Annotated in this window: 23 protein-coding genes; 6 read left to right on the forward strand and 17 right to left on the reverse strand. The window is 71.6% G+C overall.

What is annotated here, in order from left to right:
• Nucleotides 1-40: 40 nt before the first annotated feature.
• From ACYVOM_RS26620 to ACYVOM_RS26635, 4 genes are all read right to left on the reverse strand, one after another.
• Entirely contained in the window at nt 41-1342 is a 1302-nt protein-coding gene (locus tag ACYVOM_RS26620) for an ABC transporter permease (protein ID WP_460306243.1), read from the reverse strand.
• On the reverse strand, nt 1330-2586 hold the full coding sequence (locus ACYVOM_RS26625; RefSeq protein WP_460306244.1) for an ABC transporter permease: 1257 nt from the start codon (nt 2584-2586) through the stop codon (nt 1330-1332). Before ACYVOM_RS26625 ends, ACYVOM_RS26620 begins: the two co-directional genes overlap by 13 nt.
• The gene (locus ACYVOM_RS26630) at nt 2579-4126 is read right to left on the reverse strand and encodes an ABC transporter ATP-binding protein (protein ID WP_460306245.1); all 1548 of its coding nucleotides are present in this window, start codon (nt 4124-4126) and stop codon (nt 2579-2581) included. Before ACYVOM_RS26630 ends, ACYVOM_RS26625 begins: the two co-directional genes overlap by 8 nt.
• 92 nt (nt 4127-4218) lie before the next feature.
• Complete coding sequence (locus ACYVOM_RS26635) at nt 4219-5292, reverse strand: BMP family lipoprotein (protein ID WP_460306246.1); 1074 nt, start codon at nt 5290-5292, stop codon at nt 4219-4221.
• A 236-nt stretch (nt 5293-5528) separates the two neighbouring features.
• Between ACYVOM_RS26635 and ACYVOM_RS26640 the strand changes: the two genes are divergently transcribed.
• From ACYVOM_RS26640 to ACYVOM_RS26655, 4 genes are all read left to right on the forward strand, one after another.
• Nucleotides 5529-5942: a cytidine deaminase gene (locus ACYVOM_RS26640; RefSeq protein WP_460306247.1), complete on the forward strand. Its 414-nt coding sequence runs from the start codon at nt 5529-5531 to the stop codon at nt 5940-5942.
• 133 nt (nt 5943-6075) lie between these two features.
• Nucleotides 6076-7353, forward strand: coding sequence for a thymidine phosphorylase (locus ACYVOM_RS26645; protein ID WP_460306248.1), 1278 nt, complete (start codon nt 6076-6078; stop codon nt 7351-7353).
• Nucleotides 7350-8423 (forward strand): adenosine deaminase, encoded by a 1074-nt coding sequence (locus ACYVOM_RS26650; RefSeq protein ID WP_460306249.1) that lies wholly within the window; start codon nt 7350-7352, stop codon nt 8421-8423. The genes ACYVOM_RS26645 and ACYVOM_RS26650 overlap by 4 nt, the downstream gene beginning before the upstream one ends.
• A 47-nt stretch (nt 8424-8470) precedes the next feature.
• Nucleotides 8471-10693: a carbohydrate binding domain-containing protein gene (locus tag ACYVOM_RS26655; protein ID WP_460306250.1), complete on the forward strand. Its 2223-nt coding sequence runs from the start codon at nt 8471-8473 to the stop codon at nt 10691-10693.
• A gap of 33 nt (nt 10694-10726) precedes the next feature.
• Here ACYVOM_RS26655 and ACYVOM_RS26660 read toward each other — a convergent pair whose 3' ends face one another.
• From ACYVOM_RS26660 to ACYVOM_RS26700, 9 genes are all read right to left on the reverse strand, one after another.
• Complete coding sequence (locus ACYVOM_RS26660; RefSeq protein WP_460306332.1) at nt 10727-12007, reverse strand: amidohydrolase; 1281 nt, start codon at nt 12005-12007, stop codon at nt 10727-10729.
• Between the two features lie 61 nt (nt 12008-12068).
• Entirely contained in the window at nt 12069-13235 is a 1167-nt protein-coding gene (locus ACYVOM_RS26665; protein WP_460306251.1) for a glutamate--cysteine ligase, read from the reverse strand.
• Between the two features lie 128 nt (nt 13236-13363).
• The gene (locus ACYVOM_RS26670; protein ID WP_460306252.1) at nt 13364-13522 is read right to left on the reverse strand and encodes a hypothetical protein; all 159 of its coding nucleotides are present in this window, start codon (nt 13520-13522) and stop codon (nt 13364-13366) included.
• Between the two features lie 184 nt (nt 13523-13706).
• Nucleotides 13707-14483: a hypothetical protein gene (locus tag ACYVOM_RS26675; RefSeq protein WP_460306253.1), complete on the reverse strand. Its 777-nt coding sequence runs from the start codon at nt 14481-14483 to the stop codon at nt 13707-13709.
• Nucleotides 14484-14526: 43 nt separating this feature from the next.
• Nucleotides 14527-15453, reverse strand: coding sequence for a DNA-processing protein DprA (locus tag ACYVOM_RS26680; RefSeq protein WP_460306254.1), 927 nt, complete (start codon nt 15451-15453; stop codon nt 14527-14529).
• 87 nt (nt 15454-15540) lie between these two features.
• The gene (gene meaB / locus ACYVOM_RS26685; RefSeq protein ID WP_460306255.1) at nt 15541-16524 is read right to left on the reverse strand and encodes a methylmalonyl Co-A mutase-associated GTPase MeaB; all 984 of its coding nucleotides are present in this window, start codon (nt 16522-16524) and stop codon (nt 15541-15543) included.
• A 5-nt stretch (nt 16525-16529) separates the two neighbouring features.
• Entirely contained in the window at nt 16530-18707 is a 2178-nt protein-coding gene (scpA, locus tag ACYVOM_RS26690) for a methylmalonyl-CoA mutase (protein WP_460306256.1), read from the reverse strand.
• A complete protein-coding gene (locus tag ACYVOM_RS26695) occupies nt 18704-20449 on the reverse strand; it encodes a methylmalonyl-CoA mutase family protein (protein ID WP_460306257.1) in 1746 nt (581 codons plus the stop codon). Before ACYVOM_RS26695 ends, scpA begins: the two co-directional genes overlap by 4 nt.
• Nucleotides 20450-20496: 47 nt before the next feature.
• Nucleotides 20497-20703, reverse strand: coding sequence for an SCO4848 family membrane protein (locus ACYVOM_RS26700; protein ID WP_460306258.1), 207 nt, complete (start codon nt 20701-20703; stop codon nt 20497-20499).
• 51 nt (nt 20704-20754) lie between these two features.
• On the opposite strand from ACYVOM_RS26700, the gene ACYVOM_RS26705 reads away from it, so the two are divergent.
• A complete protein-coding gene (locus tag ACYVOM_RS26705; RefSeq protein WP_460306259.1) occupies nt 20755-21882 on the forward strand; it encodes a D-alanyl-D-alanine carboxypeptidase family protein in 1128 nt (375 codons plus the stop codon).
• Nucleotides 21883-21885: 3 nt separating this feature from the next.
• Here ACYVOM_RS26705 and ACYVOM_RS26710 read toward each other — a convergent pair whose 3' ends face one another.
• Complete coding sequence (locus ACYVOM_RS26710; protein ID WP_460306260.1) at nt 21886-22329, reverse strand: hypothetical protein; 444 nt, start codon at nt 22327-22329, stop codon at nt 21886-21888.
• A gap of 152 nt (nt 22330-22481) precedes the next feature.
• On the opposite strand from ACYVOM_RS26710, the gene ACYVOM_RS26715 reads away from it, so the two are divergent.
• Nucleotides 22482-23414, forward strand: coding sequence for a YihY/virulence factor BrkB family protein (locus tag ACYVOM_RS26715; protein WP_460306261.1), 933 nt, complete (start codon nt 22482-22484; stop codon nt 23412-23414).
• 9 nt (nt 23415-23423) lie between these two features.
• Here ACYVOM_RS26715 and ACYVOM_RS26720 read toward each other — a convergent pair whose 3' ends face one another.
• From ACYVOM_RS26720 to galE, 3 genes are all read right to left on the reverse strand, one after another.
• Nucleotides 23424-24791 carry a glutamate decarboxylase gene (locus ACYVOM_RS26720; RefSeq protein ID WP_460306262.1) on the reverse strand — a complete coding sequence of 456 codons (1368 nt, stop codon included), beginning with the start codon at nt 24789-24791 and terminating at the stop codon, nt 23424-23426.
• A gap of 74 nt (nt 24792-24865) precedes the next feature.
• A complete protein-coding gene (gene galK / locus ACYVOM_RS26725; protein WP_460306263.1) occupies nt 24866-25996 on the reverse strand; it encodes a galactokinase in 1131 nt (376 codons plus the stop codon).
• Complete coding sequence (gene galE / locus ACYVOM_RS26730) at nt 25993-26940, reverse strand: UDP-glucose 4-epimerase GalE (protein ID WP_460306264.1); 948 nt, start codon at nt 26938-26940, stop codon at nt 25993-25995. The genes galK and galE overlap by 4 nt, the downstream gene beginning before the upstream one ends.
• Nucleotides 26941-26970 lie beyond the last annotated feature (30 nt).

The following is a 26970-nucleotide window of genomic DNA, read 5'->3' on the forward strand; positions in this document are numbered from 1 at the left end:
ATTCCCCTGCCTTGGGCCGCCCCGGAAGGCTCCCGCGCGGCTACGACTTCACATACGGCTGGCCGTCTGCGGCGGGAGCCCGGACGTAGCCGACGAGGCCCGCGACGGCGAAGATCGTGGCCAGGTAGGGGAGCATGCGGAGGAAGTCGGTGGGGACGGGGATCTGGGTGAGCTGGATGGCGTCGGAGAAGCCGCCGGCGAAGCCGAAGAGGAGGGCGGCCCAGAGGGCGCCGATCGGGGACCAGCGGCCGAAGATGACGGCGGCGAGGGCGATGAAGCCCTTGCCGGAGGCCATGTCCTTGTTGAAGGAGATGTTCGTGCCGATGGTCAGCCAGACGCCGCCGAGGCCCGCGATGAGGCCGCCGGCGAACATGTTGAGGTAGCGGGTCCGAATGACGTTGACGCCGACGGTGTCGGCCGCCGTCGGGTGCTCGCCGACGGCCCGGGTGCGCAGCCCCCACCGGGTCCGGAACAGCACGACGTGGACGGCGGCGATCAGCACGATCGTCGCGTAGAACAGGACGTTCTGGTGGAACAGGACGGGCCCGATCACCGGCAGTTCCGCCAGCAGCGGGATCTTGACCGGTGGGAAGGCCATCGCCTTGTTGTACTTCTCCGGGTTCGTCTGCATGACGCGCTCGTAGAAGAACCCGGTCAGGCCGGTCGCCAGCATCGTCAGGACGACGCCGAGGACGACCTGTTCGACGAGGTAGCGCTGCGCGAACACCGCGAGGAGCAGCCCGAACAGCCCGCCGATGAGCACGCCCGCGACGAGCCCCCACAGCAGCGACCCGGAGACCGACGCGACGAACACCGCGAGGCACGCGCCCAGCAGGAACTGCCCTTCGATGGCGACGTTGATGACGCCGGACCGCTCGCCGAGCACGCCCGCGAGCGCGCCCAGCACGAGCGGCACCGCGGCGATGACCGTCGCGTCGAGCACGGAGGCGATGTTGATGCTCTTGGCCGCCGCCGACCACGTGATGAACGCGGTGATGTAGAGCAGGAAGAACAGCCCGAGCACTACCGCGTTCCACCGCTTCGGCAGGTCCACCGCGATCCGCGCCACCCCGCACAGCGCGGCGAGGACGCACAGCACGATCGCGACGGGCGCGGACGGGAACGTCAGGTCGGGCACGGTGAGCCCGGTGGCGTCCGACAGGTTGAGGACGAACGTCGTGTCCGTCCCGTCCGTCCGGCTCCCGAGCCCGAAGGCCCAGAGCCCGTACAGCGCGACCGCGATCATCGCGACCCCGCCGACCAGCCTCCCCCGCCGGGCCCGGGCGTCCGCGACAGGCGCGAGGTTCTCTGGAGCAAGAACTGTGGCGGTCAACCGTTCCATCCCTTCGATGCGAGGGCTGCCTCGGGGGCGGTGCCGCCGCGGAGGCGGAAGAGGCCGCGGACCAGGGGCGGGGCGGCGACGAACAGGACGATGAGGGCCTGGATGACGCCGACGATCTCGATGGAGACGCCCGCCTGGCCCTGCATGGCGCGGCCTCCGGCCTGGAGGGCGCCGAAGAGGAGTGCGGCGAAGACCGTGCCCACGGGCGAGGCGCGGCCCAGGAGGGCGACGGTGATCGCGGTGAAGCCGAGGCCCGCGTCGATCTGCGCGGTGAGCGCGTGCGAGGCGTTGGTGGTGCCGAGGACCTGGGTGGCGCCGACGACGCCCATGAGCCCGCCGGAGATCACCATCGCGAGGATCTGGGCCTTGCCGACGCTCATGCCCGCGGTGCGCGCCGCCGCGGCGTTCGAGCCGACCGCGCGCAGCTCGAACCCGAGGGTCGAGCGGTTCAGCAGCCACCAGCAGAAGAGGACGGCGGCGGCGGCGAGGAACAGGCCGAAGTTGACGCGCATGCCCGCCCCGTCCGGCAGCCAGGACAGGAGCCGGGGCAGCAGCGCGTTGTCCGACACCGACCGGGACACCGCGTCGTTGCGGTCGGGGTTGCGGAAGAGCTCGGTGGTGATGGTCCAGACGAGGAAGGCCGCGGCGATGTGGTTGAGCATGATCGTCACGATCACCTCGTGCGCGCCGGTCCGGGCCTTGAGGAGTCCGACGATCCCGCCGTACAGCGCGCCGCCGAAGACGCCCGCGATGACCGCCGTGACGATCGCGACGCCGGGCGGCCCGGTGACGGTGAAGCCGACGTAGTTCGCGCAGATCGCGCCGATGATGAGCTGGCCCTGGCCGCCGATGTTGAACAGCCCCGCCTTGAACGCGAGACCGATCGCGAGGCCGCCGAGCAGCAGCGGGGTCGCCTCGGTGAGGGTCTCGCTGAGCGGGCCGAGCGCGGTCGCGGCGTTCCAGGACCGCTCGGGGTTCCAGATCGCGCCGGTGAACAGGGCCGTGTAGGCGGTCCACACCGCGTCCCACGAGGCGCTGAGCGCGTCGCCGGGGCGGGAGAAGAAGTACGTGAACGTGCCGCGCACCTCGGGGTCGGACAGGACGATGAGCACCGCGCCGCAGGCCATCGCGAGCACGACCGACAGCAGCGTGGTGAGCCAGCCGACGCCGTCGACCATCTCGTCGACGATCCTGCGCCACGGCGAGCGTCGCGCGTCCTTCGCCGGGGGTTCCTTCTCACTCATCGGCGGCCTCCCCGGGGGCTGCGGTCTCGTCGGCGGTCTCTGGGTGGGCTCCGGCCATCAGCAGGCCGATGGTCTCCGCGGACGTCTCGGGCGGCACGATCGCCATGATCCTTCCCCGGTACATGACGGCGATCCGGTCGGCCAGCGCGAAGATCTCGTCGAGTTCGGTGGAGATCACCAGGACGGGGCGGCCCTGGTCGCGTTCGCGGACGATCCGCTTGTGGATGAACTCCATCGCGCCGACGTCGACGCCGCGGGTCGGCTGGGAGACCAGCAGCATGCGCAGCGGCCGGGACATCTCCCGCGCGACGACCACCTTCTGCTGGTTACCACCGGAAAGGTGGGTGACGTGGGTGTCGATGGAGGTTGTCCGGATGTCGAACTCCTCGACCCGTTCGCGCGCGTTGCGGCGGACCGCGCCGACGTCCATGGAGCCGCGGCGGCCGAACGGGGCCCGGTCATAGAGGTCGAGCACGAGGTTCTCCGCGACGCTGGCCCCGCCGACGAGCCCGTCGTGGGAGCGGTCCTCGGGGACGAAGCCGAGCCCGGCGCGCAGCCTGTCGCGGGGCGCCTTCCCGACGAGTTCGGCCCCGTCGAGGGTGATGGACCCCGCTTCCGGTTCGAGGAGCCCGAGGACGGCCTGGGCGAGTTCGGTCTGCCCGTTGCCCTGCACTCCGGCGACGCCGAGGATCTCTCCGGGCGCGATGTCGAGGTCGATCCCGTCGACGACGGCCTGGCCCGCGGCGTTCCGGACGGTCAGGCCGCGCACGGAGAACGCGGGAGGCTCGCCGGTGTTCTGCACGGGCTCCTTGTCCACGCGGAGGCGGACCTCGCGGCCGACCATCAAGGAGGCGAGTTCGCTCTCCGAGGCCGAAGGCAGCGCGGTCCCCACGACCGCCCCGCGCCGGATCACGGTGATCCGGTCGGCGATCGCCCTGACCTCTTTGAGCTTGTGGGTGATGAAGACGATGGCCGTGCCCGCCTCGCGCAGCCTGCGCATGACGGTGAACAGCTCCTCGGTCTCCTGCGGGGTGAGGACCGCGGTCGGCTCGTCAAGGATGAGGAAGCGGGCGTCGCGGGTGAGCGCCTTGATGATCTCGACCCGCTGCTGGATGCCGACGGGCAGGTCGCCGACGATCGCGTCGGGGTCGACTTCGAGGCCGTACCTGGCCGAGACGTCGCGGACGTGGGCGCGAGCGGTCTTCCGGTCGAGCAGCCCGCCCTTGGTGCGCTCGTCGCCGAGCATGACGTTGTCGGCGACGGTGAAGACGGGGACGAGCATGAAGTGCTGGTGCACCATCCCGATCCCGGCGTTGATGGCCGAGCGGGGTCCGTCGAGGGCGAGCGGTTCGCCGTCGACGAGGATCTGGCCCTCGTCGGGCTGGTAGAGCCCGTAGAGGATGTTCATCAGGGTCGACTTGCCCGCGCCGTTCTCGCCGAGCAGGCAGTGGATCTCCCCGGGGGTGATCTCCAGGTCGATCGCGTCGTTGGCCACCAGGGAGCCGAAGCGCTTGGTGATGCCCCTGAGTTCAAGAGCCACCCTGGACACCTCTTCCGGGACTGAGGGGCGGGACGTTCAAGTGTGGCCCGACCGGGGGCGTGGTCGGCACGCCCCCGGACGGACCGGGACGGTCAGGACGCCGCGGGCTGGTTCGTCGAGGCGATCTTGATGGCGCCGGAGGCGATGTCGGCCTTGATCTGGTCGAGCTCGGCCACGACGTCGGCCGGGACCTTGCTCTCGAACTCGTGGAACGGGGCGAGACCGGTGCCGCCGTTCTCCAGGGTGCCGAGGTAGGAGCCGCTGAGCGGGCCGGCGGCCGACTCGGTGACGGCCTCTTCGACGGCGCCCGCGACGTTCTTCAGCACCGAGGTGAGGAAGACGCTGCAGTACTCGGAGGCGGACTCGCAGCCGTCGGAGTCGACCCAGATCACGCTGACCTTGCCGCCGGACTCCTTGGCCGCCGCCGCGGCGCCGAGGCCGGTGCCGCCCGCGACGGGGAAGATGACGTCCGCGCCCTGCTCGATGAAGCCGGCGGAGATGCTCTTGCCCTTGGCCTGGTCGCCGAAGTCACCGGCGATGGAGCCGCTCTTGGGGTTGGCCGGGTCCCAGCCGAGGACCTCGACCTTCTTGCCCTTCTTCTCGTTGAAGTACTTGACGCCCTCGTAGAAGCCGTCCATGAAGATGACGACGGGCGGGATGTTGAGCCCGCCGAAGGTCGCGACCTTGCCCGTCTTGGACGTGGCGGCGGCGAGGTAGCCGGCCTGGAAGGAGCTCTGCGCGGTGTTGAACTCCATGCCGAAGATCTTCTGGCCGGCGACGGACGGCGAGTCGACGATCGCGAACTGCTGGTCCGGGTTGGCCTTGGCCGCCTCGGTGGTGGCGTCGCCCATCAGGCCGCCGACGGTGACGATGGTGTCGCAGCCCTTGGTGACGAGCTGGCTGATGTTCGGGATGTAGTCGTTCTCGCTCGTGGAGGCGATGTACTCGGCCTTGCCCTTGGTGGCGGTGGCCCCGGCCTGCATGCCCTTCCAGGCCGCGGCGTTGAACGAGCGGTCGTCGATGCCGCCGGTGTCGGTGACCATGCACGAGAGCGGACCCGCGCCGGGCGCGGCGCTGTCCTTGGTCTCGTCGGGGGCCTCGCCGCAGGCCGACACCAGCAGGGCGAGACCAGCCAGACCGGCAGCGAGCCGGATCCCCTTGGACACTTATGCCTCCAGATTCGTCCGAGCCACGGCAACCGTTGCCTGGCCTTGTCGATACCCACAGGTTCACCGTCCGTGGCCGTAACAGTCGACATCCCCGTGCAACTTGTGGGCATACCGTTACGCAACAGCCGTGATCGGGTCATGGATATCGTCATACGTGTGACGGCAACGATAACCAGCAAAGCGTAAGAAAGCGAGTCCCCTCTGACCTGCCCCCACGGACTACCCTCACCCGCATGACCATGATCGACTGGCCCGCGCTGCGGGCCGCCGCCACCGCCGCGATGCACCGTGCCTACTGCCCCTACTCGCACTTCCCGGTGGGCGCCGCGGCCTTGACTTCTGACGGCAGGATCGTCACGGGCAGTAATGTCGAGAACGCTTCACTCGGGATGACCCTGTGCGCCGAATGCAGTCTGGTATCGGCTTTGTACGGCGCAGGAGCCCCTTCGGACCTCTCCTTCACCTCACCGCCCCGGTTGCTCGCCGTGAGCGTCGTCGACCGCGAGGGCGGTCCCCTGACCCCCTGTGGCCGCTGCCGTCAACTCCTGCACGAACACGGCGGCGGGTCCCTCCAGTTGGAGACGACCACAGGCGTCCGCCCGCTCTCGGACTACCTTCCGGATGCCTTCGGCCCCGAATATCTGTAACCAGAACTTAAAAAACGATTCGCGCCCACCGCACGCCCGGTGCCGCGACTCCACGGAGAGTCAGCGCGGGCGGGCTATAGTCATACGTGTGACCCCCCACGGGGGCGGGCGGACCCACTGAAGGGGGGCAGCGATGGACGTCATCGACGTGATCGTCACCAAGCGAGACGGCGGGGAGCTCAGTACGGCCCAGATCGACTGGGTGATCGGGAACTACACGTCCGGCGTCGTCGCCGACGAGCAGATGTCGGCGCTGAACATGGCGGTCCTGCTCAACGGGATGAACCGGCGCGAGATCTCCGACTGGACCAAGGCCATGATCCGCAGCGGCGAGCGCATGGACTGGAGCGCCCTCGACCGGCCGACCACCGACAAGCACTCCACCGGGGGCGTCGGCGACAAGATCACGCTGCCGCTGTCGCCTGCCGTCGCCGCCTGCGGAGCCGCCGTGCCGCAGCTCTCCGGCCGGGGCCTCGGGCACACCGGCGGAACGCTGGACAAGCTGGAGTCCATCCCCGGCTGGAGGGCCCGGCTGTCCAACGCCGAGATGCTCACCGTGCTGCGCGAGGCGGGAGCCGTCATCTGCGCCGCCGGCGAGGGCCTCGCACCCGCCGACCGGAAGCTGTACGCGCTGCGCGACGTCACCGGGACCGTCGAGTCGATCCCGCTCATCGCCTCCTCGATCATGTCCAAGAAGATCGCCGAGGGGACCTCCGCGCTGGTCCTCGACGTCAAGTGCGGCTCGGGCGCGTTCATGAAGACCCCCGAGCAGGCGCGCGAGCTGGCCCGCACGATGGTGGAGCTCGGCGCGGACGCCGGAGTCGACACCGTCGCGCTGCTCACCGCGATGGACCGGCCGCTCGGCCGCACCGCGGGCAACGCCCTCGAGGTCGCCGAGTCGCTGGAGGTGCTCGCCGGAGGCGGGCCCGCCGACGTCGTCGAGCTGACCGTCGCGCTCGGCCGCGAGATGCTCGCCGCCGCGGGGATCTACGGCAAGGACCCGGCCGACGCGCTGCGCGACGGCACCGCGATGGACCACTGGCGGCGCATGATCATCGCGCAGGGCGGCGACCCCGACGCGCCCCTGCCCACCGCCCGCGAGACGCACACCGTCACCTCCCCCGCCACCGGCGTGCTGACCAGGCTCGACGCCCTGTCCGTCGGGGTCGCGGCGTGGCGGCTGGGCGCGGGACGGGCCCGCAAGGAGGATCCGGTCAGCGCGGGAGCCGGGATCACGTGGCACGCGGTCCCCGGCGACCGCGTCGACGCGGGGACTCCGCTGTTCACCCTGCACGCCGACGAGCCCGCGCGCTTCGAACGCGCGCTCCAGGCCCTGGACGACGCCTGCGAGATCGTCCCGGACGGCGTGCCGCGGCTGCTGCCGCTGATCATCGAGAGGATCGTGCCGTGACCACCACCGTGCTGCCGACGCTCGCGGAGATCCGCCGCGTGCCCAAGGTCCTCCTGCACGACCACCTCGACGGCGGCCTGCGCCCCGCGACGGTCGTCGAACTCGCCGACCGCTACGGCTACACCGGGCTGCCCGAGCAGGACCCCGAGGCGCTGCGCGCCTGGTTCCGCGCCTCCGCCGACAGCGGCTCCCTGGAGCGCTACCTGGAGACGTTCTCGCACACCGTCGCGGTGATGCAGACGGCCGACGCCCTCCACCGGGTCGCCTACGAGTGCGCCGAGGACCTCGCGAACGACGGGATCGTCTACGCCGAGGTCCGGTACGCGCCCGAACAGCACCTCCTCGGCGGGCTCTCGCTGGACGAGGTGGTCGAGGCCGTCAGCGCGGGCTTCGCCGACGGCGGCCGCGACCACGGGATCCGGATGCGGTCCCTGCTCACCGCCATGCGCCATCAGGCCCGCAGCCGCGAGATCGCCGAACTCGCCGTGCGGTACCGCGACAGGGGCGTCGCCGGGTTCGACATCGCCGGGGCCGAGGCGGGCAACCCGCCGACCCGGCACCTCGACGCGTTCGAGTACCTCCAGCGGGAGAACGCCCATTTCACCATCCACGCCGGGGAGGCGTTCGGGCTCCCCTCGATCTGGCAGGCCATCCAGTGGTGCGGGGCCGACAGGCTGGGCCACGGAGTCCGGATCATCGACGACATCATGACGTCCGGGGAGAAGACCGAACTGGGGAGGCTCGCCCACTACGTCCGGGACAAGCGGATCCCGTTGGAGATGTGCCCCACGTCCAATCTCCAGACCGGGGCCGCCGCCTCGCTCGCCGAACACCCCATCGGGCTGCTCAGCCGGCTCCGTTTCCGTGTGACGGTGAACACAGACAACCGGCTGATGAGCGGCACGACCCTCTCGGAGGAGTTCCTGAAGCTCAGCGAGGCCTTCGGCTACGGTTGGGAGGACATTCGCTGGTTCACGCTCAACGCCGTGAAATCGGCGTTCATCGACTTCGACGGCCGGTTGGAGATCATCAACGGGATCGTCAAGCCCGGTTATCCCGATCTGCGCTAGGTTGGGGCGACCTAGATCGTGTTGCTGCCCCCCGAGGTGAATCTCCCATGCGACCCTTCGAACCCGGCGATCCTGGGCTCGTCGGCGGGCTCTGGCTGAGCGGGCGGCTCGGCTCGGGCCCCCGCGGCGTCGTCTTCCTCGGCCGCAGGCAGGACGGCGGAGAGGTCGCCGTCAAGCTCCTGCACGCGCACCTGACGGAGGACCCTGCCGTCTGGGAGGGCTTCCAGCGGGCCATGGAGGCACTCGTCGCCGTCGACGTCCCGCACACGGCCAAGGCCCGCGCGACGGGCCTGGTCGGCGCGCGGCCGTACCTGATGTCCGACTACGTCGAGGGCACCCTCCTCGCCGAGGCCGAGCTCCCGCTCGGCGCGCCCGACGTGGAGCGGCTGGCCGCCGAGACCGCCACCGCGCTGGCCGGGCTGCACGCGCACGGCATCGCGCACGGCGCGCTCACCCCGGCCAACGTCTTCCTGACCGGCTCGGGCGCCGTCGTCACCGACTTCGGCATGACCCCCGCGGACGGCGCGGCCTTCGCCGCCGACCTCCGGGCGTGGGCCGCGCTGGTCGTCTTCGCCGCGGGTTCCGCCGAGGCGCTCACGCCCCGGCTGGCCGCCCAGGTCGAGGCCTGTGCGGGGGACACTCCCCCGGCCGCCGCGGCCCTCCTGCAGCCCGTCAGCCCGCCGACCCTGCCGCCCGCGCCCCCGTCGGCCTTCGGCTCCTCCCCGCTCACCGAGCCCGTCGCCGCCGCCCAGCCCCCTGCCGCCATGCAGGCCCCGTTCGCGGCGCAGGCCCCGGCGTCCCCGTTCGCCGCACAGTCCCCGTTCGCCGCGCAGGGCACGTTCTCTGCCGCGGCCCCCGTCGCCGCAGAGAACCCTTACGCCGCACAGCCCCCGCTCGCCGCGCCGGGTGGGCCCGAACCCGAGGCGCCCGCGCAGCCCGCGGCGTTCGGCGCCGGCGAGGCCGTCGAGCGGCCCTCGCTCATGAAGGCCGCCGCCGCGCCGCACCAGAGCGGGGACCCTCTGACGGCGCCGCCCGCACCGCAGGCTCCCGCCGAACCGGGGCCGTCCCTGGTGAAGGCCGCCAAGACGGAGCAACCGGGCGTCGTCACCGCGGCCGCACTGCTCGCCGAGGCCGCCGCGCCGCGCGAGCAGGCCGCGCCCAGCACCGACGACCTCGCCGCGGCTGCCGCCGCCGCCCGCAACGCGCAGGAGGCGACCGGGCTCCCGCCCGCCGAGGGCCCCGCGAGCTTCGCCGCCGAACCCGCCGCGACGACCGTCCAGCCCCTGCCGGAGGCCGCCGCGACCACGGTTCAGCAGCTGCCCGAGGCCGCCGCGACGACCGTGCAGCCGCTGCCCGCGTTCGCCGGCCCCACCGACCCGTTCGCCACCACGACAGACCCGTTCGCCACCACCGCCGACCCGTTCGCCACTCGGGCCGAACCGCAGGCCGCGACCGCCGCCTACGCGACGGTGAGCGACCCCGCGGCGTTCCAGGCCGCGCCCGCGCACCCCTTGCCGCCCGCTGCTCCCGCACCTTCCGGGGAGGCGTGGCAGCCGTGGGACGCGGGCCTGATCGTCGCGGGCCCTGAGCCGCGCAGGAAGCGGCGCGGCGCGCTCGTCGCCGTCGCCGCCTCCGCCGCCGTGGTCGCCGCGCTCGCCGGAGTGATCGCGGCGACCCAGCTCGGCGACGACTCCGCCGACGCGACGGTCGCCAAGCCCGGCGTCCCCGCCACGCCCAGCCCGGTGGTCGAGCCGACCACCGCGTCCCCCACCCTCGCCGCGGGCGAGGAGGCCGAGAACGGCGGCTCGCCCGGACCGAAGCCCAAACCGACGGTGCAGGCGCCCGCGCCCAAGCCGAAGCCCAAGCCGAAGAAGAACCTCATCGGCAACGGCGGCTTCGAGAACGGCTTCGGCCAGTGGCAGCCGCGCGCGGTGGACTTCCTCGGTCCGAAGAAGTCCCACTCGGGCGGCAAGGCAGTCCTGCTCAAGCCCGGGGCAGGCTATGACGCCGCCGTCGAACTCGTCGTGACGGGCCTCAAGCCGAACACCGCCTACACCGTCGCCGGATGGGTGACGGCCAACGGCGGCCGGACCTACGTCGGTGCCAAGGACTACGGCGGCGACCCGAAGGCCGGCAGCTCCGGCCACAAGGGCTGGACCCGGGTGAGCGCCACGTTCAAGACCGGGAACCAGACCACCGCCCGCCTCTACTGCTGGCGGGTCCTCCCCGGCACCGGAGGCTGCGACGACATAACGCTCTACCGCAGCTGAGCGCCGCCCCTTGAGGGCGGCGCAACCGGGCGGTCAGGCCCCGGCCGACTCCAGGTCGTCGGGGACCGTGGCGCGCGGGACATCGCACAGGGCCGTCAGCACCGTGGAGACGAGGATGCGGACGCCGACCGGGATACAGCCCTCGTCGACGTCGAAGTCACCCCGGTGCAGGTCGTACTCGGGCTTGCCGGGAGTGCGGACGCCGAGGCGGCCGTACGCGCCGGGCACCGCCTCCACGTAGTAGCCGAAGTCGTCGCCGCCGAGGCTCTGCGGGGCCGTCACGACCTTGTCGTGGCCGAGCACCGCCGAGCCCGCGTCCCGGAACATCTGCACGCTCGCCTGGTCGTTGACGGTCGGCGGGACGCCGCGCACGTACTCCAGCGAGGCCTCGACGTCGTACGCGCCGGCCACGGAGTCGAGCAGCGCGCGCATGAGATCAGGGGCGCGGTGCCAGGCCTCGTCGTCGAGGCAGCGGACGGTCCCCTCGGCCAGGCCCTGGTCGGGGATGGCGTTGGCGACCGAGCCCGCGTTCATCCTGCCCCACACGAGGCTGAGGCTGGAGCGCGGGTCCACCCGGCGCGACAGCGCCGCGGGCAGCTCCGTGACGATCTTGGCGAGCGCGTACACGAGGTCGGCCGTCAGGTGCGGCCGGGCGGTGTGCCCGCCGGGGCCGGTGACCTTGACGAACACCTTGTCGCAGGCCGCGGTGATCGGACCCGGCCGGACACCGAGCTCGCCCACCTCGAACCGCGGCTCGCAGTGCAGGCCGAAGATCCGGTCCACGCCGACGAGCCCGCCCGCGGCGATCACGTCGAGCGCGCCCCCGGGGTTCTCCTCGGCGGGCTGGAACAGCAGCCGCACCCGGCCGGGCAGCAGACCCCGCGCGGCCTGTTCGGCGAGGAAGAGCCCCGCGCCGAGCACGACCGTGGTGTGCACGTCATGGCCGCACGCGTGGCTGATACCGGGCACCGTCGATGCGTAGGGGACGGTCTTCTCGTCCGGCAGCGGCAGGGCGTCGATGTCGGCGCGCAGCGCGATGGTCGGCCCGTCGGCCGGCCCGATGTCGCAGATCACGCCGGTGCCCTTGGGCAGCACGCGGGGCTCCAGCCCCGCCTCCTTCAGCTGCTCGACGAGGCGGGCGGTGGTGCGGTACTCGGTGAATCCGAGCTCGGGGTGCATGTGCAGGTCGCGGCGGAAGCCGACGAGGGCGTCGGCGTGCCGGTCGAGGTAGGCCTCCAGGTGACCGCTCAGGTCGGGGCCTTCGTTGACCGGTCGTTCCAGGGACGGCATCACCCCTGGATGAAGCTGCGTCATGTGCTCCCCCTCAGGCATGACGGAGTCGACGGAGTCGTCGTCGGGCCCGGAGGGCTCCTCGTCAGGTCGTCCCTGCATGGACGACCTCCCGAGGCCCGACGAACCTGTTCTCGTCGAACTCCATGATCGTGGCTGTCACGACGTCCTCCAGGCTGCCGCCCTCGTCGCGGATCGCGCGCTGGCGCTCGTAGGAGGCGCCGTGTTCGAGGACTTCGCCGACCACCTTCAGCTGCTCTGTGCATCCGAGGCGTTCGGCCACGGGCGCCAGCTCTGAGGCGAGTTCGTAGAGGTCGTCACGTAGCGGCGCGGTACGTCCGTAGTCATCAGTGATGATGATGGCGTCGAGCCCGTATCGGGTCGCTCGCCATTTATTATCACGGACAACCCAGGCCGCCGGGCGCGGAAGCGCATATCCGCGATCGATTTGCTGCTCGAAAAGCGTGACGAGGGCCTGGCAGAGCGCCGTGACCATCGCTACCTCCCGCATTGTCGGGATTCCATCGAACATGCGGATCTCAACAGTGCCGAAGTCGGGATGGGGCCTGATATCCCACCAGACTTCCTTGATCGACCTGATCGTCCCGGCGCGCAGCAAGGTGTCCATGTAGCCCTCGAACTCCGGCCAGTCGCTCAGCGAGTGCGGCGGCCCGGCCGTCGGGAGGTCGCCGAAGATGATCGAGCGGGCGGAGGCCAGGCCCGTGTCGTCGGCGTTCCAGAAGGGGCTGGAAGCGGTCAGCGCAAGGAAATGCGGGAGATACCGGGACAGCGCGTTGATGATCGGGATCGCCTTGTCCTGATCGGTGACCCCCACGTGCACGTGCACGCCGAACGTCTGGATCCGCCGGACCAACCACTGCATCTCCTCGACCAGCTCGTGGTAGCGGGCGATCGGCGCCATCACCGCGTCCCGCCAGTCGCTGATCGCGTGGCTGCCCGTGCACGCCAGCTCGATCCCCCGGGGCTTGGCCGCCTCCTTGAGCCGCCCGATCGTCGCCCCGAGGTCGGCGGTGATCTCCTGGACGGTGAAGCACGGGTCCGTGACGATCTCGACCGTCGACTCCATCAGCTCATGCCGGACCTTCGTGAACTTCCCCTCGCTCAACTCCGGCACGTCCCCCAGCAGCTCCCCCGCGTCCTGCCGCAAAAGCCGCGAACCGCCGTCGACAAGCTGAAGCTCCCACTCGACCCCCAAGGTGGCCCCACGGGATGGGTTGAACCGAATGCCCACGACTCCTCCAGATCAACACGACAAGAGCCGGAAGGTCCGGCCCATCCCCAAGATCTGCCCGTTATCCCGATACTCCTACCCGCCCGACCGGCAAGACGACCATCACCTCCCCCAACGAACCCCCGGGCCTACCGGATGATGTGCTCGGCCACGACCCATACCATCAACCGCACCTCGCCGGGCTCCGAGATCGCGTTGGCGGCCGACCCCACGTACTTGATCGCCAGCTCCCGGAAGATCTCGTCAGCCCCCTCCGTTTCCAGTACCGCCGCCCCCGAGACGCTCACCAGGGGAAACGGATCCTCCGGATCCAGCACCCCCACCGACACCCGCGGGTCATGGTGAAGAACACGTCCCGCGCATCATCACTCAACTCCACCATCTCTCCCCGATTTCCCCGGTTATCCCGAACCTTCCCTTCCCTCCCGCCCTTGATGCGCCAGCGCCACCCCGCCCGAGGGGCGGGCGGGCTTAGAAGGGTGGCGCTTCCTCCGGCGCTCGCCGCGGCGCGGGGACCGCTTCTCCCGGGCAGGCGCCGCCCGTCCACGGGCAGCGCCGCGGATCGTGGTCCGGGAGGGCGTCGAGGAACTCCCGGTGGGCGCGATCGGGCTTGATCCAGCGCGCGGCGACCATGATGGACACCTGCCCGGCCCCTGCCGCGCGCAGGGCGAGCGCCGCGGACTGCGCGTGCCCGCCGCTCACCCAGGTGTCGTCCACCAGCAGGACGTGCGCGCCGCCGGTCAGCCGTCCGGCCACCCGGAAATGCGCCGCGGAGAGGGCCCGTGCCCCCTCTCCGCCCACTTCCGCCGCCTCCAGCGCGGCCTCCCGGCCGGGCGCGGCAGCGCGCACGATGGCGTGCAGTGGGTGCTCGCCCGGCTTGGCCGGCAGGGAGGGCACTGACGCCCAGTGCGTGACGGGATGGCCGACCAGCCGGCCAGGGCAGGAGCCGTGCGCGTGCAGTCCGGCCCGCAGCAGGCCGGCGACGACCGAGTAGTGCGCCCCCACCGGGCTCGGCGCCTTGTATCCGCGCATCACGTAGCCCGATTGCTCCCCCGCGACCGCGTAGGTCAGCGGCGCGACGAGGTCGGCTGTCCCCTCGGTCTCCCGGTGGCGGGCGCATCTGAAGCACCGGTCGTATCCCTCGCTCGGGGTGGCGCAGATCGCGCAGGTGACTCCGGGCAGGCGCACCGGGTTGCGCAGATAACCGGCGCCTGAGGCGGCCGGGCGGAACTTCAGCTGATCTTCCACGGCGGCTCCGGGGGGAAGGTCCGAGATGGAGTGATCCGGTCGATCAGAGCGAGACGAGGGCGCGGAAGGCCTCCTGGGCGCGAGCCTCCTCCGCCATGAAACCTTCGACCAGGGACATCGTGTCCGCCATGCCGGAGACCACGTAGACCCCCGGCCTTCCGACGAGATCACGGGCCCACTGGTTCCGGTCGGCGACCAGATCAGTGAAGATCACCGGACGGCCGTGCGCGACCGCGCTGCGCGCCTGGATCCGGGCGCCGCTCTGCTCGCCGGCCTCGACGACGACGGTGGCCAGGCCGAATCCCGACATCGTGGCGTTGCGCAGCGGAAAGGTGTGCTTCTGCGCCGCAGCAGACGGCCAGAACTGCGAGAGCAGCAGGCCCCGCGAGGCGATCTCCGCATGCAGTTCCCGGTGGGCGGCCGGGTACACCCGCTCGATCCCGGTGCCGATGACGGCGACCGTTCGCCCTCCTGCGTCGAGCGCGGCGCGGTGGGCCGCGGCATCCACGCCGAGGGCCAGGCCGGAGACCACGGTGACCCCGCGTGCCGTGAGCTCCCGCGCGACGCCGGCCGCGATCTCCAGGCCGCGCGGTGACGCGGCCCGCGACCCGACGACCGACACCGCGGGTTCGCGGGGCAGCAGAGTGCCCCGGACGAAGAGCACGGCGGGGGCCTCGTGCACGCCGCGCAGCCGCTCGGGGTACACCCGGTCGAGAACCGTGACCATGGTGTGCCCGCGCGCCTCCCAGTCGGCCAGATCCGCCGCGGCCTCCGCCAGCGGATCCGGCTCTCCCGGCGCGGCGATGAGGGTGAGCGGCGCGTGTTCGTCCCAGACGGCGCGCGCGCTTCCCGCCGCCACGACCTCCGCCGTCACGTCCGCCTTGCGCAGGCCGCCGGGCCGGACGCGCAGCAGCGCGACGAGCGCGGCGCGCTCCTGCGCGCTCGCCCTCTCCGGCACGTCCCGTTCCACATCCACACCTTACGAGAGCCGTCCGGCCCCTGCCACCACATGCGGAAAGTTCTTCGAACTGCTCTTCGATCCGGGCGGGCGGTGCGGTCAGCGGTCTTCGGGGGTGGTGAAGGCCCGGAGGAGGAGGTCGGCGGCGGTGGCGGGGGTGGTCTCGCCGGAGGCGACCTGGGATTCGAGGGTCGGGGCGATGGCGCGGACGGCGGGATGGGTGTGGAGGGCGTGCAGGAGGCGGTCCTCGACCATGGACCAGGTCCAGCGGACCTGCTGGGCGTGGCGGCGGCGGGACAGCTCGCCGGACGCCACCAGGGACTCCTGGTGGGCGACGATCTGGTCCCAGACGTCGGCCAGGCCGGTGCCTTCCAGCGCGCTGCAGGTGAGCACGGGGACGATGCGGTCGCCCGAGGCGCGCAGCAGCCGGAGGGCGCCGGAGAGTTCGCGGGCCGCCTTCTTGGCCTCCAGCTCGTGGGGGCCGTCCGCCTTGTTCACGGCGATCACGTCGGCGAGTTCCAGGACGCCCTTCTTGATGCCCTGGAGCTGGTCGCCGGTCCGGGCGATCGTGAGGAACAGGAAGGAGTCCGTCATCTCCGCGACGGTCGTCTCGGACTGGCCGACCCCGACCGTCTCCACGAGGACGACGTCGTAGCCCGCCGCCTCCATGACGACCATCGCCTCACGGGTCGCCTTGGCCACCCCGCCGAGGGTCCCCGCTGTGGGCGACGGACGGATGAAGGCCTCGGAACTTGCCGAGAGCCGGACCATCCGGGTCTTGTCACCGAGGATCGAGCCGCCGTGGCGGGTCGACGAGGGGTCCACGGCCAGCACGGCGACCCGGTGCCCGCGGTCGATGAGGTGCATGCCGAGCGCGTCGATCGTGGTGGACTTGCCGACCCCGGGCACCCCGGTGATCCCGACACGACGGGCGTTCCCGGCGAACGGCGTCAGTTCGGCCAGCACGGCCTGGGCGAGCTCCCGGTGATCGGGCCGGGTGGACTCCACGAGCGTGATCGCGCGGGCGATCCACGCCCGGGAGCCCTCCCGGACACCGGTCACGTAGTCCTTGACTTCGGGCATGTCGGTCAGGCGTGCCCGAGGCTCGCCGACAGCTCCTTCAGCAGGTCCAGCGCGGCCTCGGCGATGACCGTCCCGGGCGGGAAGATCGCCGACGCCCCGGCGGCGCGCAGCTCGTCGAAGTCCTGCGGCGGGATGACGCCGCCCACGACGATCATGATGTCGGGGCGGTCCAGCTCCGCGAGCGCGGCCTTGAGAGCGGGCACCAGGGTGAGGTGGCCGGCGGCCAGGGAGTTGACGCCGACGATGTGCACGTCGGCCTCGACGGCCTGGCGGGCCACCTCCTCCGGGGTCTGGAACAGCGGGCCGACATCGACGTCGAAGCCGAGGTCGGCGAAGCCGGAGGAGATCACCTTCTGGCCGCGGTCGTGCCCGTCCTGGCCCATCTTGGCCACCAGGATGCGGGGGCGGCGGCCCTCGGCCTCGGCGAACTCGTCGGTGGCCGCGCGGGCCTCCTCGATGACGGACACGGCGCCGGCCTCCTCGCGGTAGACGCCCGAGATGGTGCGGATGGTCGCGGAGTGCCTGCCGTACACCTTCTCCAGCGCGTCGGAGATCTCCCCGACTGTGGCCTTGGCGCGGGCCGCGTCGATCGCCAGCTTGAGCAGGTTGTGCTCCAGGTCGCCGACGGCGTCGGCGCCGGCGGCCGCGGTGAGCGCGGCCAGCGCCGTCTCGACGGCGCGCGGGTCGCGCTCGGCGCGCAGCCGCTCCAGCTTGGCGATCTGCTGGGTCCGGACCGAGGCATTGTCGACCTTGAGGACGTCGATCATCTCGTCCACGTCGGGCCGGTACTTGTTGACGCCGATGACGGGCTGGCGGCCGGAGTCGATGCGGGCCTGGGTGCGGGCCGCGGCCTCCTCGATGCGCAGCTTCGGCAGGCCCTCGTCGATGGCCTTGGCCATGCCGCCGTACTTCTCGACCTCCTGGATGTGCTCCCACGCGCGCGCGGCGAGGTCGTGGGTGAGCTTCTCCAGGTAGTACGAGCCGCCCCACGGGTCGATGACCTGCGTGGTGCCCGACTCCTGCTGGAGCAGGAGCTGGGTGTTGCGGGCGATGCGGGCGGAGAAGTCCGTCGGCAGCGCGAGCGCTTCGTCGAGGGCGTTGGTGTGCAGCGACTGGGTGTGGCCCTGGGTCGCGGCCATCGCCTCGATGCAGGTCCGAGCGACGTTGTTGAAGACGTCCTGGGCGGTGAGGCTCCAGCCGGAGGTCTGCGAGTGGGTGCGCAGCGAAAGGGACTTGTCGCTCTTGGGGTCGAACTCCTTCACGAGCTTCGCCCACAGCAGGCGCCCGGCCCGCATCTTGGCGACCTCCATGAAGAAGTTCATGCCGATCGCCCAGAAGAAGGACAGGCGCGGCGCGAACGCGTCGATGTCGAGGCCCGCGTCGCGGCCGGCCCGGATGTACTCGACGCCGTCGGCCAGCGTGTACGCCAGCTCCAGGTCGGCCGTGGCCCCGGCCTCCTGGATGTGGTAGCCCGAGATGGAGATCGAGTTGTACTTCGGCATCTTCTGCGACGTGTAGGCGAAGATGTCGGAGATGATGCGCATCGAGGGCGCGGGCGGATAGATGTAGGTGTTCCGGACCATGAACTCCTTGAGGATGTCGTTCTGGATCGTCCCCTGGAGCTGCTCCGGCGTCACCCCCTGCTCCTCGGCCGCGACCACGTAGAGGGCCAGGACGGGCAGGACCGCGCCGTTCATGGTCATCGACACCGACATCTTGTCCAGCGGGATGCCGTCGAAGAGCTGGCGCATGTCGTAGATGGAGTCGATCGCCACGCCCGCCATGCCGACGTCGCCCGCGACGCGCGGGTGGTCGGAGTCGTAGCCGCGGTGGGTGGCGAGGTCGAACGCGACCGACAGGCCCTTCTGCCCTGCCGCGAGGTTGCGGCGGTAGAAGGCGTTGGACTCCTCGGCGGTGGAGAAGCCCGCGTACTGCCGGATCGTCCAGGGCTGCGTCGCGTACATCGGGGCGTACGGGCCGCGCAGGAACGGCTTGATGCCCGGGAAGGTCCCGAGGAAGTCGAGCCCGTCGAGGTCGGACGCGTCGTAGAGCGGCTTGACGCCGATGCCCTCGGGCGTGTCCCAGGACGGGCGCTCGCCCGCGGCGGCCCGCCAGCGGGCCTCGGTCGCGGCCGGGGCCTCGGGGTCGCCGAGCGTCAGGTGCGAGAAGTCGGGGATGCTCATACCGTCACTCCCAGGTCCCGGAGGGTCTCCTCGAGGACGTCGATCGCGTTGCACCCGGCGAAGACGCCGCCGTCCACTCCGGTGTACTCGCCCTTGCCCGCGAGCAGCACCTTGACGGCGCCGCGCGCGCGCAGCGCCTTGGCGGTCTCCTCGGCCTGCTCGGCGTACAGCTTGTCGCTGGAGCAGATGACGGCGACGCCGCCCTCGAACTCGTCGGCGGTGCCGGTGACGGTCTCGATGCCGCCCGCCTGGAACAGGTTGGCCGCGAAGCTCGCGCGCGCGGTGTGCACGGCGACGGGGCCGAGGGTGGCGAGGAACACCTTGGGCCGGACGGCCTGGGCGTCGGCGAGGTCGCGGAGCGCCTCGAAGTCCTGCCCGTAGGTGTGCCGGGGCAGGCCGCCGCTGAGCGGCTCGGGCGCGGCGGGGCGCTCGGGCAGCTTCTCGGCGAGGTTGGGGAACTCGCTGACGCCGGTGAGCGGGGCCTTGCGGCGCGCGATGTCCTTGCGCCGCGCCTCCCAGGTGGCGGCGAGCGCGCTCTCCACGAATCCGGATTCGAGGGCCGCGGCGAGCCCGCCGGCCTGCTCGATCTCGGTGAAGAACGCCCAGGCGGCCTGCGCGAGCTCCTCGGTGAGGGACTCGACGTACCAGGACCCGCCCGCCGGGTCGACGACCCTGGCCAGCGACGACTCCTCCAGCAGGAGCATCTGGTCGTTGCGGGCGATTCTGCGCGAGAACGTGTCGGGCAGGCCGAGGCGCGCGTCGAACGGCTGGACCGTGACGGAGTCCGCGCCGCCCACGCCCGCCGCGAAGCAGGCCACGGTGGTGCGCAGCATGTTCACCCACGGGTCGCGCCTGGTCATCATCGCGCTGGAGGTGACCGCGTGGATCGTCGCGGTGGTGTCGGCGACGCCCGACAGGGACGCGACGCGGGTCCACAGGCGGCGCGCGGCGCGCAGCTTCGCGATGGTCGCGAACTGCCCGGCGTGCGCGGCGTAGCGGAACTCGATCTGCCCCGCGGCCTCATCGACGCCGAGGCCGGCCGCGGTCAGCTCGCGCAGGTAGGCGACGGCGGCGGCGAGGACCGCGCCGAGCTCCTGCGCGTCGGAGCCGCCCGCGTCGTGGTAGACGGTGCCGTCGACGGCGAAGGTGCGGACGCCGGGGAACTCGGCGACGGCCTTCTGCGCGAGGTCGACGGGCACGGGCACGAGGAAGCCGGTGCGGGCGGCGAGGCCCAGCGGGTCGGCGCCCAGGTTGCCGCGCGTGGTCGGCTTGGCGATCTTGAAGAACGCCTCGGCCGCCTGGCGGGTCTGCGGTCCTGCGTCCAGGACGACGGGGGCGAGGTCGGTGTGGACCTCCTTCAGCACCTCGGCGAGCGCGGTGACGGGGAGGCCCGCCGCGCCGACCGTCAGCCAGACGGAGGTCGCGCCGTTCTCCAGGTCGTCGAGGATCGCGGCCTTGGTGACGGCGGGGTCGGGATCGTCGTGGCGCTGGCGCACGTCCCAGCCGAACGGGGTCTCCTCGCCCTGACGCGGCGCGGTCGCGAAGGGGCGGGAAGGGACTGCCTCGTCCGCGGTGTACAGCGGAGAGATCGGGACCCCGTCGTACGACTGCCTTGTGAGCAGCCCTTCGACGGCGTCGAGTGGGGTGTCTTCGGTGGCGGCTCCGGACTTGCGGAGTACGCCCTTCAATTGCTCCCGCCAACGCTCGCGCTCAGCTGGGGGGAAGGCAGATGCCAACTCCATGGAAGGGATGGTAGGCGAGCGCTTATCTGGTGTGGGTGACCGGGGTGTCAAGAGGCGCTCTTCCATGCTTTCCATCCGATCCGCGCGAGGATCACCGCCAGGACGACGTTGACGGCGCACAGGATGTAGTGGATGACGTAGAACGCGTCGGAGCGCCGGGGCCCGCTGCCGAGGTTCTTCGCCAGCATGAGCCACTCAAAGACCATGAAAGCGGCCAGCCCCATGAGGAACAGGCCGGTCGGACGAGATTTCACCCTCGCAGACTATGGGTCCCGCACCGCCGGGCGGTTTAGGCTCTGGTCTTCATGGGACTTCCATTGCGCGCCGCGTCGGCGCTCACCGCCGTCTGCATGGCCGCGCTGCTGGCCCCCGGCACCGCCGGCGCCGCCGCACCGCCCGGCCTGGGCAAGCTGAAGAAGATCAAGGCGCGGTCCTGGATCGTGGCCGACGCGACCACCGGCGAGGTCCTCGCGGCCAAGAACCCGCATCTGCACCTGCTCCCGGCGAGCACGCAGAAGGTCCTCACCGCGGTGACGCTGATCCCGCGGCTGGGCGCCGACACGCCGATCAAGCCGACCGAGGAGACGTCCTATCCCGAGGGCACGAAGGTCGGCATGACGCCGAAGCTGACGTACACGTCGGCCGACCTGTTCCGGGCACTGCTCATGGTCTCGGCGAACGACGCGGCGATGTCGCTGACGATCCCGCAGGGCGGCATGGCCGAGACCCTCGCCCTGATGAACGCCGAGGCCGCGCGGCTGGGCGCGAAGGACACCCTCGCGGGCTCGCCCAACGGCCTCGACGTCGACCTCGGCCTCAGCGTCAAGACGCAGTACACGACGACCTACGACCTCGCGACGATCCTCCGGCAGGGCCTGACGATCCCGGAGTTCGTCGAGTACGCCCAGACGAACGACGCGACCTTCCCGGCGCTGCGGCCGGCCAGGAAGGACAAGAAGACCGGCAAGAAGATCAAGGCCAAGAAGTACCAGATGCCGATCTACTCCCACATCAGGATGCTGCCGACCCAGTCGGCGGCCTATGACGGGTTCCTCGCGGGCAAGAACGGCTACACCAACGCCGCCAAGCAGACGTTCGTCGGCGCGGCCGAGCGGAACGGCCACAAGATCATCATCGCGCTGATGGCCGCCGACAGCCTGTGGGACAACGCCGAGGCCCTCTTCGACTACGGCTTCGCGAACACGGGCAAGGTGCAGGCCACCGAGTCGCTGCCCGCGCCGCCCTCCGACGATCCGACCACGCTCGCCGCCCCCGGCGCGTCGTCGGCGTCGGCTCCCTCGGGCGGCGCCGAGCCGAAGCCGTCCCTCAACCTGGTCCTCGCCGGCATCGGCGGCGGCTTCATCGTCGCGGGCGGCGCGATCCTCCTCGTCCGCCGCCGCCGCAGGCCCCTCGAAGAGGTCCCCGACGAGTGACGGCTACCGGGCGCGGGCCTCGTTGTCGGCGGGGGCCCGGTCGGGGACCTCGGTGACGGCCCGGACGCGGACCGGGCCGTCCTCGTCGCGCAGCGTCACGGTGAGCGCGCCGCCCGGGAGCAGGCCGCCCGGCCAGACGCAGACGCCGCAGTCGGCGGGCGCGCGGTGCCGCGCGCGGAACTCCAGCCGCAGCAGTCCGGTCTGCGCCCCGCTGACGTTCTCGACCCTGACCCGCCGGTGGTCGACCGTGACGCGCACGTCGGTCCCGTCGGCGGGCACCCGCACGACCGGCGGCGTGAGCGTGTCGGCGGCCCGATCCGCCTGCCGCGGGGGCCGCGGCAGAGCCAGCACGACCCCGCACACGATCCCGCCCGCCAGGACCCCGATCCCGAACGTCAGCACGGCCCCGAGCACGCTCTTGGGCTGGCGCTGCTCCTCCTCGAACACAATCCGCACCCTTCCGCTCACAGACCGCAAGAACCTAGCGCGCCACGCGCGCCGGCCGAAGACGGACCGTGTCTCCGCCCGTACTCGCGGGGCCACCATTCGTCACATGACGGTGACCGGAAGCCGACCTCTTCCCCTGTAGGGTCCGCAGAATGGGACTCCTCGCACGGGTGAAGGAACAGTTCTCGCCTGACGTGTGGAAGTCCCGGGCGCGCGCGGCGCGGGCGAAGCGGCCCTGGCTCGACCACCTCGGGCGGACGTGGGCCTGCTACACCTCCCGCGGCGGCGACGACATGGCCGCGGCGCTCACCTTCTACTCGTTCCTCTCCTTCTTCCCGATGCTGGCGCTCGCCTACGCGCTCCTCGGATACTCGCTGCACTTCAGCGAGACCTTCCAGAGCTGGCTGATCACCGCGATGAACGAGTACCTCCCGGGCCTGGCGACCCGCCTGGACGTCGAGCGGATCGCCGGGGCACGGGTCGGCGCGAGCGTCGTCGGCCTCGTCGGCCTCGCCTGGGCGGGCCTCAGCTGGGCCGGGAACCTGCGCAAGTCCATCCGGGTCCTGTGGGGGCTGGAGCCGAAGACCGAGGGCAACTTCGTCCTGCTGAAGCTGCGCGACCTGTGGGTGCTGGCCTTCCTCGGCCTCATGCTGATCTGCTCGGTCGCCGCGACCACCCTCGCCACCAGCCTGACCGGCCTCGCGCTGGACTTCACCGGCATCGGCGGCATCTGGGCGACGCTGACCCTCCGGCCCGTCTCGATCGCCGTCGCGCTGGTGTTCAACACGCTCATCTACCTCGTGCTGTTCACCCGGCTCTCGGGCACCAAGGCGCGCTGGCGGCACGTGTTCAAGGGCGCCCTGCTGGCCGCGGCGCTGTTCGAACTGCTGAAGACGCTCGCCGCGCTGCTGCTCGGCAGAATCGCCGCCAACCCGATCTACGCCTCGTTCGCGGTCCTCGTCGGCGCGCTCATCTGGATGAACATCGTCAGCCGGATGACCTTCCTTGCCGTCTCCTGGACGTCGACCCGGCGGAAGGTCCACCGGGCCGACCACCCGACCCGCTCCGATCCCGACGCCGCCTGACGCGTCAGCTCAGTGGTGGAAGCCCGGCTTGTGCGGCGCGCCCGTCCCGCCGGCGGGGATCCGCTTCAGCGCCCTTTCCATGTCGTCGGCGAGCAGCGAGATCTCGTCCGTGCCGATGCCGTGCCGGACCAGGACCCGCTGGATCGTCGTGTCGTCGCGGTCGGGCGGCAGCGGGTAGGACGGCACCTGCCAACCGCGCGTCCGCAGTTGCTCGCTCAGGTCGTACAGCGAGAACCCGGCGCCCTCGCGCAGCGTGTAGCTGACCGCGGGAAGCGCGCCCTGGCCGTCGTAGAGCAGCTCGAACGGGCCCATCTCCCTGATCCGCCCGGCCAGGTAGCGCGCCGTGTCGGCGTTGGTCTGGGCGATCTTGCGGTAGCCCTCGCGGCCCAGCCTGAGCAGCGTGTAGTACTGCGCGACGACCTCACCGCCCGGACGGGAGAAGTTGAGCGCGAACGTCGGCATGTCCCCGCCTAGATAGCTGACGTCGAACACCAACTCCCGCGGCAGGTGGTCGGCCGACGCCCACACCGCCCAGCCGACCCCGAGCGGGGCCATCCCGTACTTGTGGCCCGAGGCGTTGATCGACGCGACCCGGTTCACCCGGAAGTCCCACACGAGGTTCGGCTGGAGGAACGGGGCGATGAACCCGCCGCTCGCCGCGTCCACGTGGATGGGGACGTCGAGGCCGGTCTGCGCCTCGATCCTGTCGAGTTCCGCGGCGATCTCCGCGATCGGCTCGTAGTCGCAGGTGTAGGTGACGCCGAGGATCGCGACGACCCCGATGGTGTTCTCGTCGACGTGGTCGGCGAGCTGGTGCGGGCGCAGCCCCGTCGCGCCCCGCTCCAGCGGGACCTGCCGCAGCTCCACGTCGAAGTAGCGGCAGAACTTCTCCCAGCACACCTGGACCGGCCCGCACACCAGGTTCGGCCGGTCCGCGGGCTTCCCCGCGGCCTGGCGCGCCTTGCGCCACCGCCACTTCAGCGCCATCCCGCCGAGCATCGCAGCCTCGCTCGACCCGGTCGTGGAGCACCCGACGGTGTCGTCGGACGCGCAGTTCCACAGGTCGGCCAGCATCCGCACGCACCGCGCCTCGATCTCGGCGGTCTGCGGGTACTCGTCCTTGTCGATCATGTTCTTGTCGAGGCACAGCGCCATCAGCTCGCGCACCTCGGCGCTGCTGTAGGTCGTGCAGAACGTCGCGAGGTTCTGCGCCGACTCCCCGTCGAGCCGCAACTCCGCCCGAACCGCCTCGAACGCCGCCCGGGGATCGCTCTCCCCCTCCGGCACCCGCCGCTTCGGCAGCACCCGCTGACTCAGCGGCATGCTGAACACGTCGTCCAGCGGATCATTCTTCACCCGCACCCGATGCAGCCCCATACCGACCGAATACCCCGGCCTGTCCGAGGCGACCGCGGCGGCGGCCCCCTTGACCAGATCTTTCCCGGACCCCGTCAGGAGAGGCGGCGGGTGCCGGGGGCGGCGGTGGCGATGAGGTATTCGGGGGTCTTCCAGCCGGCGGCGGCGAAGCGGGCGGTGATGGCGTCCTGGACGGTGTCGAGGGCGTCGGCGCGGACGAGGACGATGACGGAGCCGCCGAAGCCGCCACCGACCATGCGGCCGCCTCGGGCGCCGGCGCGGACGGCGGCCTCGACCGTGGCGTCGGCCTCGGGCCAGGAGACCTCGTAGTCGTCGCGCAGCGACAGGTGGGAGGCGCTGAGCAGGGCGCCCACCTCGGCGATCGCGCCCGCCCGCAGGAGGCCGACGGTCGCCTCGACGCGGTGGTTCTCGGTGACGACGTGCTTGACGCGGCGGCGCAGCACCGGGTCCTTCAGCCTGCCCAGCGCCTCGGCGAGGTTCTTCACGTCCCGCAGCGCGGGCACCCCGAGCTGCCGGGCCGCCTCCTCGCACTGGGCGCGGCGCTCGCCGTACTTGCCGTCGCCGAGCGCGTGGTGCACCCGCGTGTCGGCGATGAGGATGCGGAAGCCGCCCAACTCCAGCGGGATCTGCGAGGACAGGCCGGAGCGGACGTCGAGGAGCAGCGCGTGGTCCGGCGTGCACAGCAGCGACGCCGACTGGTCGAGGACGCCCGTCGGCACCCCCGCGTAGGCGTTCTCGGCCCGCTGCGCGAGCGGCACCAGTTCCCGGGGAGACAGACCGAGCCCGTACATGTCGTTCAGGGCGAGGGCGGTGACGCATTCCAGCGCCGCCGACGACGACAGGCCGGAGCCCGCCGGAAGGTCGGAGGTGAACCGCAGCGTCGCCCCGCCGACCGGGTGGCCCGCCTCGCGCATCGCGCCCGCGACGCCCGCGACGTAGGCGGCCCAGCCCTGGACGGAGCCGGGCGCCAGGCCGTCCAGCGGAACGGTCTCGGACCGCCCGCCCGAGTGCAGCTCGAGGAGGCCGTCGTCGCGCCGGGACGCCTCGGCGGTGATCCCCTGCGGCAGCGCGAACGGTAGGACGAGGCCGTCGTTGTAGTCGGTGTGCTCGCCGATCAGGTTGACCCGGCCCGGCCCGTGCCAGACGCCCGAGGCGGGTGCGGTGGAGGTGTTCACGGTGATCCCCTCTTCGTTCGCTGCGCTCACTGCGCGAACTCCCAGGCGTCGCGGACCATCGCGTGCAGGTCCCGTTCGGGCTTCCAGCCGAGCTCGGCCTGGATCTTCTCCGACGACGCCACCAGCACGGCGGGGTCGCCCGGACGGCGCGGCTCGACCATCGTGGGGATCGGGTGCCCGGTGACCTCCCGGCAGACGTCGATCACCTCCTGGACGGAGTAGCCGCGCCCGCTGCCGAGGTTGTAGATCCGGTGCGCGCCCGGGTCGGTGACGTTCAGCGCGCGCAGGTGCGCGTTGCCGAGGTCGACCACGTGGATGTAGTCGCGGACGCAGGTGCCGTCGGGCGTGGCGTAGTCGTCGCCGTAGACGCTGACCTGGGCGATCTCCCCGGACGGGACCCGCAGGATGTTCGGGATCAGATGGGTCTCGGGGTCGTGCCGCTCCCCGAACCTGCCGTGCGCGCCGGCCACGTTGAAGTACCTGAGCGACACCGCGCCGAACCCGTGCATGCGGGCGAACTCGGTGAGGACCTTGTCGATCGCGAGCTTCGTCTGGCCGTAGGGGTTGGTGGGCCGGGTGGGCGCGTCCTCCGGGATCGGCACCTGCTCCGGCTCGCCGTACGTCGCGGCGGTCGAGGAGAAGACGATCCTGTGCACGCCGTGCGCGCGCATCGCCTCGAACAGCGCGAGGGACTCGCCGAGGTTGCGGTCCCAGTACAGCGCGGGCTCCCGCACCGACTCGCCGACCTGCGACTTGGCGGCGAAGTGCAGCACCCCTTCGTAGTCGCCTTCGGCGAGGACCTCCGACGCCTTCTCGCGCAGGGACCCCTCGACGAACCGGGCGGCTTCGGGCACCGCGTCGGCGTGTCCCACCGAGAGGTCGTCGAGCACGGTGATCTCGTGCCCCGCCTCGATCAGGAGGGCGGCGACGACGCTGCCGATGTATCCAGCACCACCCGTGACCAGGAGCTTCACCGTAGAGGACCCTTCATCGACGACAGACCG

This window comes from Actinocorallia aurea, assembly GCF_054783995.1.

What these genes read in the sequence shown, in the direction of transcription:
- scpA (WP_460306256.1), bottom strand. Translation starts at nt 18,707, where the DNA reads ATGAGCATCCCCGACTTCTCGCACCTGACGCTCGGCGACCCCGAGGCC.
- ACYVOM_RS26620 (WP_460306243.1), bottom strand. Translation starts at nt 1,342, where the DNA reads ATGGAACGGTTGACCGCCACAGTTCTTGCTCCAGAGAACCTCGCGCCT.
- ACYVOM_RS26640 (WP_460306247.1), top strand. Translation starts at nt 5,529, where the DNA reads ATGACCATGATCGACTGGCCCGCGCTGCGGGCCGCCGCCACCGCCGCG.
- ACYVOM_RS26720 (WP_460306262.1), bottom strand. Translation starts at nt 24,791, where the DNA reads ATGGGGCTGCATCGGGTGCGGGTGAAGAATGATCCGCTGGACGACGTG.
- ACYVOM_RS26645 (WP_460306248.1), top strand. Translation starts at nt 6,076, where the DNA reads ATGGACGTCATCGACGTGATCGTCACCAAGCGAGACGGCGGGGAGCTC.
- meaB (WP_460306255.1), bottom strand. Translation starts at nt 16,524, where the DNA reads ATGCCCGAAGTCAAGGACTACGTGACCGGTGTCCGGGAGGGCTCCCGG.
- ACYVOM_RS26655 (WP_460306250.1), top strand. Translation starts at nt 8,471, where the DNA reads ATGCGACCCTTCGAACCCGGCGATCCTGGGCTCGTCGGCGGGCTCTGG.
- ACYVOM_RS26625 (WP_460306244.1), bottom strand. Translation starts at nt 2,586, where the DNA reads ATGAGTGAGAAGGAACCCCCGGCGAAGGACGCGCGACGCTCGCCGTGG.
- ACYVOM_RS26695 (WP_460306257.1), bottom strand. Translation starts at nt 20,449, where the DNA reads ATGGAGTTGGCATCTGCCTTCCCCCCAGCTGAGCGCGAGCGTTGGCGG.
- ACYVOM_RS26705 (WP_460306259.1), top strand. Translation starts at nt 20,755, where the DNA reads ATGGGACTTCCATTGCGCGCCGCGTCGGCGCTCACCGCCGTCTGCATG.
- ACYVOM_RS26660 (WP_460306332.1), bottom strand. Translation starts at nt 12,007, where the DNA reads ATGACGCAGCTTCATCCAGGGGTGATGCCGTCCCTGGAACGACCGGTC.
- ACYVOM_RS26715 (WP_460306261.1), top strand. Translation starts at nt 22,482, where the DNA reads ATGGGACTCCTCGCACGGGTGAAGGAACAGTTCTCGCCTGACGTGTGG.